17 protein-coding genes are annotated in these 13,621 nt (G+C 65.7%); 13 read left to right on the plus strand and 4 right to left on the minus strand.

Translation table 11 applies throughout. From position 1 onward, the window contains the following. Positions 1 to 5: 5 nt before the first annotated feature. Together phoB and coq7 are read right to left on the minus strand one after the other, a co-directional pair. Positions 6 to 719 carry a phosphate regulon transcriptional regulator PhoB gene (phoB, locus tag ACERLL_RS02025; RefSeq protein ID WP_373654388.1) on the minus strand — a complete coding sequence of 238 codons (714 nt, stop codon included), beginning with the start codon at positions 717 to 719 and terminating at the stop codon, positions 6 to 8. A 31-nt stretch (positions 720 to 750) separates the two neighbouring features. Then, positions 751 to 1,401, minus strand: coding sequence for a 2-polyprenyl-3-methyl-6-methoxy-1,4-benzoquinone monooxygenase (gene coq7, locus ACERLL_RS02030; protein WP_373654389.1), 651 nt, complete (start codon positions 1,399 to 1,401; stop codon positions 751 to 753). A 160-nt stretch (positions 1,402 to 1,561) separates the two neighbouring features. On the opposite strand from coq7, the gene ACERLL_RS02035 reads away from it, so the two are divergent. The 12 genes from ACERLL_RS02035 (at position 1,562) to erpA (ending at position 8,869) form a co-directional block, all read left to right on the plus strand. Continuing rightward, entirely contained in the window at positions 1,562 to 1,888 is a 327-nt protein-coding gene (locus ACERLL_RS02035) for a (2Fe-2S) ferredoxin domain-containing protein (RefSeq protein ID WP_373654390.1), read from the plus strand. After that, positions 1,881 to 2,555, plus strand: a complete 675-nt coding sequence (locus ACERLL_RS02040) for an alpha/beta hydrolase (RefSeq protein ID WP_373654391.1) — start codon at positions 1,881 to 1,883, stop codon at positions 2,553 to 2,555. Before ACERLL_RS02035 ends, ACERLL_RS02040 begins: the two co-directional genes overlap by 8 nt. 84 nt (positions 2,556 to 2,639) lie before the next feature. Beyond that, positions 2,640 to 3,311 (plus strand): Crp/Fnr family transcriptional regulator, encoded by a 672-nt coding sequence (locus ACERLL_RS02045; RefSeq protein ID WP_373654392.1) that lies wholly within the window; start codon positions 2,640 to 2,642, stop codon positions 3,309 to 3,311. Positions 3,312 to 3,424: 113 nt separating this feature from the next. After that, positions 3,425 to 3,829: a hypothetical protein gene (locus tag ACERLL_RS02050; RefSeq protein ID WP_373654393.1), complete on the plus strand. Its 405-nt coding sequence runs from the start codon at positions 3,425 to 3,427 to the stop codon at positions 3,827 to 3,829. Position 3,830: 1 nt separating this feature from the next. Then, on the plus strand, positions 3,831 to 4,304 hold the full coding sequence (locus ACERLL_RS02055; protein ID WP_373654394.1) for a biotin/lipoyl attachment domain-containing protein: 474 nt from the start codon (positions 3,831 to 3,833) through the stop codon (positions 4,302 to 4,304). Further along, the gene (locus ACERLL_RS02060) at positions 4,301 to 5,002 is read left to right on the plus strand and encodes a glutaredoxin family protein (protein ID WP_373654395.1); all 702 of its coding nucleotides are present in this window, start codon (positions 4,301 to 4,303) and stop codon (positions 5,000 to 5,002) included. The genes ACERLL_RS02055 and ACERLL_RS02060 overlap by 4 nt, the downstream gene beginning before the upstream one ends. 79 nt (positions 5,003 to 5,081) lie before the next feature. After that, positions 5,082 to 5,510 carry a 50S ribosomal protein L13 gene (gene rplM / locus ACERLL_RS02065; RefSeq protein ID WP_373654396.1) on the plus strand — a complete coding sequence of 143 codons (429 nt, stop codon included), beginning with the start codon at positions 5,082 to 5,084 and terminating at the stop codon, positions 5,508 to 5,510. Positions 5,511 to 5,522: 12 nt separating this feature from the next. Beyond that, a complete protein-coding gene (gene rpsI / locus ACERLL_RS02070; RefSeq protein ID WP_373654397.1) occupies positions 5,523 to 5,915 on the plus strand; it encodes a 30S ribosomal protein S9 in 393 nt (130 codons plus the stop codon). Between the two features lie 134 nt (positions 5,916 to 6,049). Next, the gene (gene argC, locus ACERLL_RS02075) at positions 6,050 to 7,096 is read left to right on the plus strand and encodes an N-acetyl-gamma-glutamyl-phosphate reductase (protein WP_373654398.1); all 1,047 of its coding nucleotides are present in this window, start codon (positions 6,050 to 6,052) and stop codon (positions 7,094 to 7,096) included. A gap of 76 nt (positions 7,097 to 7,172) precedes the next feature. Then, entirely contained in the window at positions 7,173 to 7,907 is a 735-nt protein-coding gene (locus ACERLL_RS02080) for a DUF6776 family protein (protein ID WP_373654399.1), read from the plus strand. Then, entirely contained in the window at positions 7,888 to 8,388 is a 501-nt protein-coding gene (locus ACERLL_RS02085) for a bactofilin family protein (RefSeq protein WP_373654400.1), read from the plus strand. The genes ACERLL_RS02080 and ACERLL_RS02085 overlap by 20 nt, the downstream gene beginning before the upstream one ends. A gap of 106 nt (positions 8,389 to 8,494) precedes the next feature. Next, on the plus strand, positions 8,495 to 8,869 hold the full coding sequence (erpA, locus tag ACERLL_RS02090) for an iron-sulfur cluster insertion protein ErpA (protein ID WP_373654401.1): 375 nt from the start codon (positions 8,495 to 8,497) through the stop codon (positions 8,867 to 8,869). Between the two features lie 91 nt (positions 8,870 to 8,960). Here the strand turns inward: erpA and ACERLL_RS02095 are convergent, their stop codons facing one another. Together ACERLL_RS02095 and mgtE are read right to left on the minus strand one after the other, a co-directional pair. After that, positions 8,961 to 10,187, minus strand: a complete 1,227-nt coding sequence (locus tag ACERLL_RS02095) for a M23 family metallopeptidase (RefSeq protein ID WP_373654402.1) — start codon at positions 10,185 to 10,187, stop codon at positions 8,961 to 8,963. 419 nt (positions 10,188 to 10,606) lie between these two features. After that, complete coding sequence (gene mgtE / locus ACERLL_RS02100) at positions 10,607 to 11,968, minus strand: magnesium transporter (RefSeq protein ID WP_373654403.1); 1,362 nt, start codon at positions 11,966 to 11,968, stop codon at positions 10,607 to 10,609. Positions 11,969 to 12,101: 133 nt separating this feature from the next. Here mgtE and tyrS point away from each other — a divergent pair, with 133 nt between their 5' ends. Further along, positions 12,102 to 13,343 (plus strand): tyrosine--tRNA ligase, encoded by a 1,242-nt coding sequence (gene tyrS / locus ACERLL_RS02105; protein ID WP_373654404.1) that lies wholly within the window; start codon positions 12,102 to 12,104, stop codon positions 13,341 to 13,343. Positions 13,344 to 13,621: the final 278 nt, after the last annotated feature.

Consider the following 13,621-nt stretch of genomic DNA (forward strand, 5'->3'; position numbering starts at 1 on the left):
CGGCTCTACAGGGCGGCGAAGCGATAACCGGCGCCGCGCACCGTCTGCACCAGATCGCGTGGCGCCACCGGCTCCAGGGCCTGTCGCAGGCGGCGGACGTGGACGTCCACGGTGCGCTCTTCCACTTCGGCGTGGGGTCCCCACAGCCGGTCGAGGAGCTGGCCGCGCTCATAGACCTGGCCCGGGTGGGTCATCAGGAACTGAAGGAGCCGGAATTCGGTAGGCCCGAGGTGGACCTCCTGGTCCTCGAAGAATACCTGTCGCTGGCCTGGATAGAGCCGCAGCTCGCCGACGGTGAGCACTTCCTCCTGGAGCTCCGGGTAGCTGCGCCGCAGGAGGTTGTTGACCCGGGCCACAAGCTCCCGGGGCGAGAAGGGCTTGGGGATGTAGTCGTCCGCGCCCGTCTCCAGACCGCGCACCCGGTGGTCCTCCTCGCCCTTGGCGGTGAGCATGATCACCGGGATGTGGCTGTAGGCGCCGTCCTCGCGCATGGACTTGCACAGGTCCAGCCCGCTCATACCGGGCAGCATCCAGTCGAGGATGGCCAGGTGGGGGCGCTCGTACGCCAGCCGCTCGAAGGCCGTTTCGGCGTCGCCGGCCAATTCCACGCGGAAACCGGCGGATTCGAGGTTGTGCTGGACGAGCACCTGGATGGGGGCTTCGTCCTCCACGAACAGGACCCGGATGGGCCCGGTGCTGGCGGGAAACTGATTGCTCATGGCTGGCCGTACGCTTTCTTTACGGTTCGGGCTAGATCCAGTAGGAGCCCACGGTCAGGAATTTGGAAGTCAGGCGCATGCCCGTCCGGACGGGGAAAGGCAAACGACGGCCGCCGCCCTCTTCGGCCCATTCGGCGTGGTGGCGCTCGTCGAGATACATCTGCTCCAGCACCGCCCGGCTGCGCGGGTCGTTGTCCGGAACCTGTTCCAGGTGTCCCTGCAGATGCCGCATGACCTGGCGCTCGGTCTCCGCCACGAAGCCCAGACTCCAGCGGTCTCCCGCGAGGCCGGCCACCGCGCCCATGGTGACGGAGCCGGCGAGCCACAGGGGGTTGAGCCGGCTGGCCGGCACCCCGCTGGCCGCCATGCGCTCGCTGCACCAGTTGAGGTGGTCCTGCTCCTCGCGGGCGGCCTGATCCATCTTGTCGGCCACTTCGGAGGTGCGGGCGGTGAGGCTTTGGCCCAGGTACAGGCCCTGGGCGGCCACTTCGCCGGCGTAGTTGACCCGCATGAGGCGGCCGATATGACGAGCCTGGCCGCTTCCCGGACCCGGCCCGCCCGGCGCCGGCAGGTCCAGCGCCGGTGAAGGGCGGCTCTCGGCCTGCTCGTCCGGAACGCCGGCCACCGTGCGCAGGGCCCGGTCGAAGTGCCGGATGGCGGTCTCTAGGAACAACGACGGCATGATGGAACCCTCTCGGCGGCTGGTTGACCATTGGGTACGGGCCACCGAACCGGCTTTCCAACCGTCCCGCCGGGAGGCATTATTGCCGGGCTCCATGGTAGGAAGCCCCTGTTCCACGGGGCGGTTGCCGTAAATCCGGTAGCGCAAGGATGGATAATAAATGAGTCAATTCTATTACAGCCACCATATTTTCATGTGCCAGAACGTCCGGACGGACGGGCGTGATTGCTGCAACAGCGATGGCCGGGCGGGGGAGCTGCGTCAGTACGCCAAGGATCGGGCCGGGGAATGGGGCCTGAAGAAGCCGGGCGGCGTGCGGGTCAACCAGGCCGGTTGCCTCGGACGCTGCAGCGAGGGTCCCTGCATGGTCATCTACCCCGAAGGTATCTGGTATCGTTACCAGAGCGCGGAAGATATTGACGAAATCCTTTTCGAGCACATCATGAACGGCGAGCCGGTTACGCGTTTGCGGCTGGACGATGAGTGACGGCCGGGGTCTCCATGCCTCCGGCGGACGGGGCGAATTCCTCGATCTGTCCGGTCCGGCCGGCCGGCTGGAGGCCTGTCTGGGGCTGCCGCGCGGCAGCGCGCCGAGCGCCGCCGTGCTGCTGTGCCACCCCCATCCCCGGTACGGTGGGACCATGCACAATAAGGTGGTGGTCTATCTGGCGCGTGCGCTGCGGGCCCGGGGTGCGGCCACCCTCCGCTTCAATTTCCGGGGGGTGGGGACCAGCGGCGGACAGTTCTCCGGCGGACCGGGGGAGGTGGCCGACGCGGCGGCAGCGCTGGAGGCCCTAGCCGAACGCCTCCCCGGTGTGCCTTTGGGAGTGGCGGGCTTCTCCTTCGGGGCCTATGCGGGGCTGCGCGCTGCGGCCCTGGACGATCGGGTGCGGCAGCTGACGGCGGTGGCGCCGCCGGTGGCCTGGTACGACTTCGGCTTCCTGGAAACCGATCCGCGGCGGACCCTGCTTGTGCAAGGCGGGGCGGACGAGGTGGTGGATGCGGAGGCCGTGGATGCCTTCCGTGGGAAGATGGGCAAGGAGCCGGAATGGCTCTACTATCCGGAGGCGGATCATTTCTTCACCGGCCTGGTGCGGGAAATGGCCGGGCAAGTGGCCGAGCACGCACTGGAAGAGGCGCTGACGCCCGCCTAGGCGGCTGCATGAACCCCGCGGCATACCGCGCGCTCGTGCGCGGCGCGGGGGCGTCCCACATCCCGGGCGGAGGATAGGTGCGCCATGTCGGAAGCGATGGAGCAGCTGGGCCGGGCGCCGCTCTTCCGGAATCTGGGGGAGGACGTGCTTGCGGAGATTGCGGGATTTACCCATTCCCGCAGTCTGGATCGCGGGGAGCCCCTGTTCCAGGCGGGGGATCCCTTCCGCAGCTTCTTCGTCGTCAACAGCGGCCACATCCAGCTTTCCCGCCTGGCCAGCACGGGCCACGAGAAAGTGGTGGAGATCATCGGTCCCGGCGAGACCTTCGCCGAGGCGGTGCTGTTCATGGACGGCAAGAAGTATCCGGTGGATGCCCGGGCCCTGGAGGCCACGGAGCTTCTGGAGATCGGCGCCGAGGGCTTCAACCACCTGCTGGACAGCAGGCCGGGCCTGACCCGCAACCTGCTCGGCGCCCTCAGCAAGCGGCTGCACCAGCTGGTTCAGGATGTGGCCGCCCTCACCCTGGAGGACGCCACCGGACGGGTGGTGGGCTATCTCCTCGCCCAGGCGGAGGGTGCCGGCGGGGAGGTTCATTTACCGGCGAAGAAGGCGGCCATCGCCAGCCGCCTGGGCATTCAGCCGGAAACCTTTTCCCGGGTGCTGGGCCGCCTCCGGGAGGCGGGGGCCATTGAGGTGGAGGGCGACCGCATCCGCATCCGGGATTCCGAGCGGCTTCAGGAAATCCTCAAGGCCTGAGGCGCACTGGTTTTCGTAGGGCGGTGCCCGCTTTTCCACTTTGATATGCGTCAATGCGCTGCAGGCCCCCATCCGGTGTGCTGTGGTTGGTACATCGGCAAGGGAGCCGCCCAATGCACCCCCGCAACCGCTGGTTTATCGTCTGTTCCCTCCTTTACGCCGTGATCGGCGGCGGCTTCGGCGCCGTTCAGGCGATCGCCCCGGGACTCCTCCCGGGAGCTCCCGCGCGCGCCCACGGCCACATCATGCTGCTGGGCTTCGTGGCCATGATGATCTACGGCGTCGCCCTCCATACCCTCCCCCGCTTCGCCAACAGGCCCCTGTACTCCGAGCGGTTGGCCAACCTGCAGCTATGGGCGGCCAATATTGGCCTGGTCCTGCTGGTGGTGGGGTGGCTGGGGTATTGGAAAGCGGTGCTGTTCACGGGCGGCACGATCGCCTGGGCCGCCATGGCGGTCTTTGCCTATAACATCCTCCGTTCCGTGTCCGCGCGTCCCGCCGAGGAGGAAGGAGGCTGACATGGCGAATTACCGCGGCTGCGATCTGCCCGAGGACCTCTACTACGATCTGGACTATGTCTGGGTGCGGCCGGAGGAGGACGGCACCTTCACGCTGGGCATCACCGACCCGGCCCAGACCATGAGCGGGCGGGTGCAGTACGCTCGTTTCAAGAAGCCCGGCAAGCGTATCCGGAGCGGCAAGCCGGTGGGCCGACTGGAGAGCAGCAAGTGGGCCGGCGGCATCCCCGCGCCCTTCGATGGCGAGATCGTCGCGGTGAATTCGCTTATGGAGCAGGATCCCGGCCAGGTGAACATCGCCCCCTACGGAGAGGCCTGGCTGGTGCGGCTGCGCCCCGAGAATCCGGAGAGCGCGCTCGAGAACCTCGCCACCGGGCAGCAGGCCCTGGAAGCCATGAAGGTGTGGGTCGACCGCTACGATGTCTACTGCATGCGCTGCGCGGTTCCGGGCGCCGAGGAAGAGGACGTGCCGTGAAGGTAACCCTGCTGGTCTCGGAGTGGTGCAGCGTCTGCCCCAACGCCGAGCGGATCTGGCGCCAGGTCAATGAGGAGAAGGACTTCGAGCTCGAGGTCCTGGACGTGGCGCAGCCCGAGGGCCGGAAGGTGGTCGCCGAGAAGCTGATCAAGACCGTCCCCGCGACCCTGGTGGACGATGCGCTGAAGAAGGTGGGCGTGCCCGGGGCCGAGGAGGCCCGGGAGCTGGTCCGTTGCGCCCCGCCCCGCGAGGGTGGTGGCGAGGCCCGGGAAGAGGCAGGGGCGACCATGACCATGCGCCGGGGGCCCCGCCACATGGTCCGCGCCTCGGTGGTCTACCTTACCCTGGCAGGGCTTACCCTGGTGGGCCGGGGGGACCTTCTGGGCGGAGGAATCGGCCTGTTCCATCTGTTCACCTACGGTTTTTTGGTCTTCATGATCTTCGGGGTGGCAGAGCACATGCTGCCCCGCTTCACCGGGCACGCGGTCCGCACTGGATGGCTGCCGTCCGCCCAGCTCGCATTCCTGCACGGCGGGCTGTGGCTGTTCGTCGCCGGCCGCTGGCTCGGGGGGACGGAGATGGCGGGCGGCGGCGCCCTGCTTATGTGGGGGGGCGTGCTGGCCGCCAGCGCCCGTCTCCTGCCCCTGGTGTGGCGGCCCTCCACGGCGGAGCGGGCCGCGAGCGCGGAAGTGGCTTGAACCAACGGGCCGGGCAGGCTATACTTTTCCGCTTTCTCCGGGGCAACCCCCAGCAAGAACGAGTTTCGGAGCGGGCTCGATGAAGACCTATTCGGCGAAACCGGACGAGGTGCAGCGTAACTGGTACGTGGTGGATGCCAGCCAGTACCGGCTCGGTCGTCTGGCCACGGAAGTGGCCCGGCGCCTGCGCGGCAAGCACAAGCCGGAGTACACCCCCCACGTGGACACCGGGGATTACGTGGTAGTGATCAACGCGGAAAATGTCCAGGTGAGCGGTAAGAAGCGAACCGACAAGATCTACTACCACCACACCGGCTTCCCCGGCGGCATCCGGGAAATCCCGTTCTGGAAGCAGAACGCGGAGCACCCCGAGCGGATCATCGAGGACGCCGTCCGCGGTATGCTGCCCAAGAACCGCCTCGGGCGGGAGATGTTCAAGAAGCTCAAGGTTTACTCTGGCAGCGAGCATCCGCACCAGGCCCAGCAGCCCGTGCTGCTGGAACTCTGATCGAGGTCGAGAATGGCACAGCAGCAATACTACGGAACCGGACGCCGGAAGAGCTCCACCGCGCGGGTGTTCCTGCGTCCCGGCAGCGGTGACATCCGGGTCAACGGCAAGACCCTGTCCGATTACCTGCCCCGGGAAACCGCCCAGATGATCGTGCGCCAGCCGCTGGAGCTGACCGAGACCGGCGAGCAGTTCGATATCAAGGTGAACGTGGACGGCGGCGGCCCCAGCGGTCAGGCCGGCGCGATCCGCCACGGCCTCGCCCGGGCGCTGCTGGAATACAATCCCCAGCTCCGCCCCACCCTCAAGCGCGCCGGGCTCCTGACCCGGGACGCCCGCGAGGTGGAGCGGAAGAAGATCGCCCATCGCAAGGCCCGCCGGAGCCCGCAGTTCTCCAAGCGGTGAAGCCCGCGGCATCTTGTTGGGAGACAAAAGGCCACCGTCATCGGTGGCCTTTTGTTGTGCGGCCCCCTGTGCTTTCATAGAGCCCGGAGTCGACGGGGCCGTGTCGGCGTATTTCTGAGGAGCATGCAGTCGAAATGGAAACCACCTTGCGCGTGGGCATTCTCGGGGGCTCCGGGTATACGGGGGTAGAGCTCCTCCGCATCCTGGCCGGTCATCCCCGTGCTGAAGTAACCGTCGTGACTTCAAGACAGGCGGCCGGACAGCCGGTTGCGGACATGTTCCCCTCCCTGCGGGGGTGGGTGGATCTCGAATTCGAAGAGCCGGACACGGATCGGCTGGCCGAGGGCTGCGACTTGGTTTTCTGCGGCGTCCCCCACGGAGTGGCCATGCACCAGGTGCCGGCTCTGCTGGATCGTGGGGTCCGGGTGGTGGATCTCTCCGCCGATTTCCGCATCGCCGACCGCGCCGTCTACGAGGAGTGGTACAAGGAGACCCATGCCGCCCCCGCTTGGCTGGAGCGGGCGGTGTACGGCCTTCCCGAGGTGAACACCCCGGCCATCCGGGACGCCGCGCTGGTGGCCAATCCCGGCTGCTATCCCACCGCGGTGCAGCTGGCCTTCCTGCCCCTGCTCGAAGCGGGCGTGATTTCGCGGGAGGGGATGATTGCCGACGCCAAGTCCGGCGCCAGCGGCGGCGGCCGGGAGGCGAAGACCCACCTTCTGCTGGCCGAGGCGAGCGACAGCATGTCGGCCTACGGGGTGGCCGGCCATCGGCATCTGCCGGAGATCGAGCAGGGCTTGAGCCGGGCGGCGGGCGAGTCGGTGGCACTGACCTTCGTGCCTCACCTCGCGCCCATGATCCGGGGCATCCATGCGGATTGCTACGCGCTCCTGGATGGAGAGGCGGGGGCCGGTCTGCAGGATCTGTTCGAGGCCCGCTTCGGGGGCTCCCCGTTCGTCGACGTCATGCCGGAAGGCAGCCATCCGGGTACTCGCTCGGTGCGGGGGAGCAATTTCTGCCGGCTGGCGGTTCACCGCCCCCGCGGCGGGCGGCAGGTGGTGGTACTTTCTGTGATCGATAACCTGGTGAAGGGGGCGGCGGGACAGGCCGTGCAGAACATGAATCTCATGTTCGGCCTGCCCGAGGAAGCGGGCCTCGACACCCCTCCCATGCAGCCCTGAGGTCCCTGTGGATCGTCGCTACGCTTCGCTGGTTCTTCTGCTACATCCGAATCGGGGCCGCCCCCGCACCCTTTATATGCGGCGGATGGTGTTCTATATCCTCGTGGTGCTTCTGGTGGTGGGCACTCCGGGGGTAATCTGGGGGGCCTTCGAGCTCGGCCAGGTATGGCGGGTCCACAGCGTGGAGCGCCTCAAGGCGCGGGCCGGCAATCTGGAGGAGCAGAAAAGCGCGCTGGAGGCCAGGATCGCGGACCTCCGGAGCCGGATCGGGGAGCTGCAATCGGCCAAGGCCATCCAGTCCGGAGAGGTGGAGAAGCTCCGTCAGCTGCTCGCCCAGTTGCAGGGACGCATCAATCAGCTCCAGGACAAGGTGGCGTTCTATCGCAACATCTTGGATCCCGACAAGGCGTACCGGGATGCCAGCGTGCGGGATTTCCGGGTTCGTCCGGCTGAAGGGAAGGGCCGGGATTATTCTTACTCGTTCCGCCTGATCCAGGGCGTCGCCAAGAAGGATCCGGTGCGTGGCTACGCGCGGGTGGTGGTGGCTTATCTGAACGGGAAGGGGGAAGAGGAGGTCCGGTTCTTCCCCGAGGGCTCCAAATATCGCAAGCGCGGAATGGATGCGGAGTTCCGGTATTTCCAGAATTTTCAGGGGCGCATCGAGCTGCCGGAGGGCGCCAGCCCGATCCGGGCTACCGTGCAGCTCTACGATCGCAATAGCCTGGGGGAGCTCCTTAGTCAGGCGCACGACTGGGAGAAGCTGGTCCAGGGCAAAGAGAAGGAAGACGGTGATGATTCACAAAAAACGTAAGGTGAATACCGGTGGCACCCTGGAGACCATGATCGGGGCGGGGACCTCGGTAAAAGGAGACGTCACCTTCGAGGGTGGGCTGCGGGTGGATGGCACGCTGGAGGGTACGATTACCGCCCCTGACGGCAGCGGGAGCCGTCTGGTGATCTCCGATCAGGCGGAGATCCGGGGGGAAGTCCAGGTCCCCAACGTGGTGATCAACGGCCGGGTAATCGGCAACGTGCACGCCAGCGAGCGTCTGGAGCTTCATGCCCAGTCGAGCGTGGAGGGGGACCTCTACTACGAGGTGATTCAGATGGAAGAGGGGGCGGGAATCACGGGAACTTGCTCCCACATTTCCACCACTAAGCAGGGGAAAACCGTCGCCGCACCCGCTACGGAAAACCAGCTATCCGGAAAGCCGGAGGTCCTGGCGGGCGGCAATGCGAGCCCCGAGGAGGATGCTCCCCTGGCCGCCCGGGCGAAGACCGAGTCCGGCTGACCCCAGCTTTGACATACCATCCCGGATCCCCTAGCTTGGCAGGATGCGCACCTTTGCGTGGGTCCGGAAGGACTTTTGTACATATCTGTCGCGGAGGTAGCACACCATGGCCGAAGCCACGGTTGGCACGGAAGAACAGACCGAGCAGATGCCCGATCCCATAGAACTGACCGATAGCGCCGTGGGCAAGCTCAAGGAGCTCATCGACCAGGAAGGCAACCCGGACCTTATGCTTCGGGTATTCGTTTCCGGCGGGGGCTGTTCGGGCTTCCAGTACGGATTCACTTTCGATGAGAATCGCCAGGATACGGACACTGTCGTCGAGAAGGGCGGGGTGACCATCCTGCTGGACATGATGAGCATCCAGTATTTGATGGGTGCCAATATCGATTACAAGGAAGACCTGGAAGGCGCCCAGTTCATGATCAATAACCCGAACGCGAGCACCACTTGCGGGTGCGGGTCCTCGTTCGGCGTGTAACCGGCGCCACTCTTCCGGCCGCAAGTACGTAAAAAAGCCCGGCCCTTTCGAGGGCCGGGCTTTTTTTGGAGCGGGCTCCGCCGGTGGAAACCTAGTCGGCGTCGGCCACCCGGGTTTCCGGCCCGGTGATACCCTCCAGCCATGCCGTGAAGTGGTGCTGCCGGCTGTCGAAGGCGTCCCGATACTTCTTGGGCAGCGGCTCGGCATCGGGAAGCTTCACCGTAAGGGGGTTACGGTGCCGGCCATGCACCCGGAACTCGTAGTGGAGGTGCGGACCGGTCGCCAGACCCGACTGGCCCACATAGCCCACGGTCTGACCCTGCTTGATGTGCTGCCCCTTCCGGTAGCGGCCGTAGCGGGACATGTGGGCGTAGACCGTGGTGTACCGGCCAGCGTGACGAAGCATCATCACGCGTCCGTAGCCGCCCTTCCAGCCGCGGAAGATGACCCGGCCGTCGCCGGTGGCCCGGATGGGTGTCCCGGTCGGGGCGCCGTAATCCACGCCCTTGTGCGCCCGGCGCCGTTTGAGGATGGGATGGTCGCGGCTGCGGCTGAAGCGACTGGTTATACGGGTGAACTTGACGGGGCTGCGCAGGAAGGCCTTCCGAACCGAGCGCCCGTCGGGACTATAGTAGTCGGTCCTTCCCCGGGCATCCGTGAAGCGGATGGCCCGGTGGGATTCGCCCTGGGTGACGAATTCTGCGGCCAGAATGGGGCCGTCCGCGACCTTCTCGCCGTCGCGGTAATATTCCTTGTAGAGGACGCGGAACCAGTCCCCCTGCCGCAAATCGTGGGCGAAATCGATGTCCCAGCCGAAGATGCGGGCGAGCTCCATGGTAATACGGTCGGGAAGTCCCGACGCCCCACCGGCCTCGAAGAGGCTGGTGTCGATCCTGCCGTAGGCGGCGCGCACAAGCTCGGTACGGGGGTATTTCTCAACGGAGGCGCTGAACCCCCCCTCTCCGTCGGGCTTCCAGGAAAGGTAGCGCGAGGCGTCGATCCCGTACCGGATTTCCGCAGGCTTGCCCCGCCCGTCCCGCCGGACCCGGATGGAATGGCCGGAACGCATGCGGCGTACCGGATAGACTTCCTTGCTCGCCTTGGCGAGCGCCCACGTGGTGCGGGCGCCGATCCCAGCCCGCTCACCGAGCTGGGAGAGTGTTTCTCCCTTCTGCAGCTCGTAGCTCTGCCATTCCCATTCGGGCTCCGGCTCCGCGGCGGCTGCGACCGGCTTCTCACCGGAGACCTCGGTAAAGGCGAGCGGATTGGGAAGGGTTGTAGTTCGGGCGCCGAGTCCCCCGCCCGGAGTCAGGGTCATTTGCCGGGGGCCGGAGGGCCCCTCGGGGGATTCGGGTAACAGTCCGAAGAGGCCGGAAGCGACCGCCGTGACGACTCCCAGGCCGAGGGCGCGAGCACGGGAGGATTTCAGGAGTCGCGCCCAGGCAGCCTGCCTGGGGGCCCCCAATAGCGGTTTGGTGCGTTTCCCCCGGCGTCGGCTCGGGGGGGAGAGGGAATCCGAAAAATCCTGGCGAAAGGTGCGCGACATCCCCGGCAGGCCTCCTGGTCTCCGGTGGTGAGCCCATTGCGTCCCCTGTATACCTGATTTGCGCGGGCAGGGAAACGGGAAATCCCGTAGTGCAACGGCCTTGAATCCGGTAGCTCCCGGTTCGCGAAAGGGAAAACCCCCAGGAAGAGGTTAGGAGGTGCTCGCTTACCCTGCAAGGGCCGGAAGTCGGTTTAAAGGAGGACCCAGGTGCCGATGGCGAGGAAGGAGAAGAAGCCGATGCCGTCGGTCAGGGTGTTCAGAAGTACACCGGAGGCCAGGGCCGGGTCGATGTTCAGACGGCGGAGCAGTAACGGAATCAGGGAGCCGAAAAGACCACTGGCGAACAAATTGATGATCAGGGCCGAGGCCATGGCCGCGCCCAGGAGGGGCTGGCCGAACCAGGCCCAGGCGAGAACGCCGCCGAGGAGGGCGAAGAGTGTACCCATCACCAGGCCTACGCCGGCCTGCCGGACGACGATGCGCCAGGTATTCTCGGCCTGGACGTGGCCGAGGGCGATGCCGCGCACCATGACCGTCAGGGTCTGAACCCCGGCGATCCCGCCCATGCTGGCCACGATGGGCATGAGTACCGCCAGAGCGGTGATCTGGGCGATGGAGGGCTCGAACAGGGAAATGATGGTGGCGGCCAGAAGGGCGGACAGGGCATTGATGACCAGCCAGAAAACGCGCCGGCGAGCGGAGCGGAACATGGGCTCGGTGAGATCGCTGGCTTCGTTAATGTTGGCAAGCCGGTAGAGGTCCTCCGTGGCCTCCTCCTCGATCACGCCCAGGACGTCGTCCGCCGTGATCTGTCCCAGGATGCGCCCCGTGTCGTCCACCACGGGAAGGCTGTGCAGACGGTGCTTCCGGAAGAGATTGGCGACGGTCTCCTGGTCCTCGTCCGGGGACACGTACAGGGGGTCCATGTTGGCCCCTTCCACCACCGGGGTGTGGAGCTCCAGACGCAGTAGCTGGAATATGGATATCACCCCGGTAAGCACCCCGCGGTTGTCCACCAAGTAGATATCCTGCAGTTCCTCCAGATCCTGCCCCGCCTTGCGCAGCTCGGCGAGGACCTTGCGCGTCCGGGTCTTGGCGGGTACCACGAAAACCTCCCGCTGCATGCGGCCGCCCGCCGTATCCTCCGGATAGGACAGCAGCGGCTCCACCTCGGCGCGGTCCTCGAAGGACAGTCGGGCCAGGACCCGGTCGGCGGCCGTGCCTTCCAGCCCCTGAAGAAGGTCCGCGGCCTCGTCGGAGTCCAGCTCCTGAACCACTTCGGAAAGGACGTCGGCGGGGAAGTATTCGAGGAGATGCTCCCGCAGCCGCCCGTAGCTTTCGCTGAACAGGGGACCGATATCCGGGGCCTCGTACAGATCGAGGCACCGGTCCCGTTCCTCGTCCCCCAGCTGGGTAAGGACCTTGACCTGGTCGGCGGGATGCAGATCCTTGAGAATGGCCTCCACGGTGGTGAGGTCGCCCTCGTCGAGAGCGTCGCGGATGCGATCCACCGGGTCGGTGCTGCTGGCAAGGGCGGGGAGGTTCTGACTCATGGAATCGTTTCGCGTGGACGATTGAAAAATGCCGATTTCAGGACATCATAAACCACCCGGCCATGGAACCACGCCCACCCGCTCCGCTATCCTACGGGCCACCCATTAACCGAACAGCGATGAGGGAATCATTTTGACCACGACCGGGTCCCCGGCCAGTATTGACCAGCAGTTGGCGGAGATCTGCCGCGGAGCGGAAGAGATCCTGGTGGAGTCGGAGCTTCGTGCGAAGCTGGAGCGTGCGGCGCAGACCGGGAAGCCGCTGACGGTAAAGGCCGGATTCGATCCCACGGCGCCGGATCTGCATCTCGGGCATACGGTGCTCCTCCAAAAGCTCAAGGCCTTCCAGGATTTCGGTCACCGCATTTGTTTCCTTATCGGGGATTTCACGGGGATGATCGGGGACCCCAGCGGCAAGAGCGCCACCCGCCCCGCCCTGACCGAAGAAGAGGTCCGGAAAAACGCCGAGACGTATGCGGCACAGATCTACCGGGTGCTGGATTCGGAGCGGACCGAGGTGGTGTTCAACTCGGAGTGGATGAACCGCATGTCCTCCGCGGATATGATCCGGCTGGCCTCCAACTATACGGTGGCGCGCATGCTGGAGCGGGAGGATTTCCACACCCGGTACACCGAGGGCCGGGCCATTGCGGTCCACGAGTTCCTGTACCCCCTGATTCAGGGATATGACTCCGTGCACCTGGAGGCAGACGTGGAGCTGGGAGGGACCGACCAGAAGTTCAACCTCTTGGTAGGCAGGGAGCTGCAGCGGCACTACGGACAGGAAGCGCAGGTGATCCTGACCATGCCCATTCTCGAGGGCACCGACGGCGTGCAGAAGATGTCCAAGTCCCTCAATAACTACATCGCCATCGATGACCCGGCGAAGGAGATCTTCGCCAAGGTGATGTCCATATCGGACGAGCTGATGTGGCGCTACTACGATTTGCTCTCCGACCGGCCCATCGAGGAGGTGCAAGGGCTCCGGGAGCAGGTGAAGGGGGGGCGCAATCCGCGGGACGTCAAGGTGGAGCTGGCAAGGGAGCTGGTGGCGAGGTTCTCCGGGGAGGGCCAGGTGGACGCGGCCCAGCGAGCTTTCGAGGACCAGTTCCAGCGCAAGCAGGTACCCGAGGATATTCCGGAGGTGGAGCTGGAAGCCGAAAGCGAAGAGGGCCTGCGGCTTCCCGTCGCCCTCAAGGAATCCGGCCTCGTCACGTCCACGTCGGATGCGCTGCGCATGATCAAGCAGAACGCCGTGCGCGTGGATGAAGAAAAGGAGGGGGACCGGGAACGCACCCTGGCCTGTGGCGGTCCATATCTATTGCAGGTGGGGAAAAGGCGTTTCGCCCGGGCATGGATAAAAAAGGCGCCCTGAGCCCTGGACAAGCGTAGGCAGGATGCGTAAAGTAGATGGTTTCCGATCGACGAAAAGATTGGTCGGAAGAAGGCGGCGGGGACAAAAAGGGCTGTTTGCAAAAATCCTGAAACAAACCCCTTGACCCGCACCGCGCGATGCGTAAAATACGCTTCTGCATTGGGCGGGACGCAACGGCGGCGAAAGCCGGGCGCCGCTCGATTCGCTCTTTAACAATCTGGGATGAGGAAGCGTTGTAGGCTCTGTGGTTTGTGGGGTCTATGGAGCTGGGAGCTTCG

The organism is Thiohalorhabdus sp. Cl-TMA (genome assembly GCF_041821045.1).
Lineage (GTDB): Bacteria > Pseudomonadota > Gammaproteobacteria > Thiohalorhabdales > Thiohalorhabdaceae > Thiohalorhabdus > Thiohalorhabdus methylotropha.

Bases quoted from the DNA above. Each gene is read 5' to 3' on its own strand.
- phoB (WP_373654388.1), bottom strand. From the start codon at position 719: ATGAGCAATCAGTTTCCCGCCAGCACCGGGCCCATCCGGGTCCTGTTC.
- coq7 (WP_373654389.1), bottom strand. From the start codon at position 1,401: ATGCCGTCGTTGTTCCTAGAGACCGCCATCCGGCACTTCGACCGGGCC.
- ACERLL_RS02035 (WP_373654390.1), top strand. From the start codon at position 1,562: ATGAGTCAATTCTATTACAGCCACCATATTTTCATGTGCCAGAACGTC.
- ACERLL_RS02040 (WP_373654391.1), top strand. From the start codon at position 1,881: ATGAGTGACGGCCGGGGTCTCCATGCCTCCGGCGGACGGGGCGAATTC.
- ACERLL_RS02045 (WP_373654392.1), top strand. From the start codon at position 2,640: ATGTCGGAAGCGATGGAGCAGCTGGGCCGGGCGCCGCTCTTCCGGAAT.
- ACERLL_RS02050 (WP_373654393.1), top strand. From the start codon at position 3,425: ATGCACCCCCGCAACCGCTGGTTTATCGTCTGTTCCCTCCTTTACGCC.
- ACERLL_RS02055 (WP_373654394.1), top strand. From the start codon at position 3,831: ATGGCGAATTACCGCGGCTGCGATCTGCCCGAGGACCTCTACTACGAT.
- rplM (WP_373654396.1), top strand. From the start codon at position 5,082: ATGAAGACCTATTCGGCGAAACCGGACGAGGTGCAGCGTAACTGGTAC.
- rpsI (WP_373654397.1), top strand. From the start codon at position 5,523: ATGGCACAGCAGCAATACTACGGAACCGGACGCCGGAAGAGCTCCACC.
- argC (WP_373654398.1), top strand. From the start codon at position 6,050: ATGGAAACCACCTTGCGCGTGGGCATTCTCGGGGGCTCCGGGTATACG.
- ACERLL_RS02080 (WP_373654399.1), top strand. From the start codon at position 7,173: ATGCGGCGGATGGTGTTCTATATCCTCGTGGTGCTTCTGGTGGTGGGC.
- ACERLL_RS02085 (WP_373654400.1), top strand. From the start codon at position 7,888: ATGATTCACAAAAAACGTAAGGTGAATACCGGTGGCACCCTGGAGACC.
- erpA (WP_373654401.1), top strand. From the start codon at position 8,495: ATGGCCGAAGCCACGGTTGGCACGGAAGAACAGACCGAGCAGATGCCC.
- ACERLL_RS02095 (WP_373654402.1), bottom strand. From the start codon at position 10,187: ATGACCCTGACTCCGGGCGGGGGACTCGGCGCCCGAACTACAACCCTT.
- mgtE (WP_373654403.1), bottom strand. From the start codon at position 11,968: ATGAGTCAGAACCTCCCCGCCCTTGCCAGCAGCACCGACCCGGTGGAT.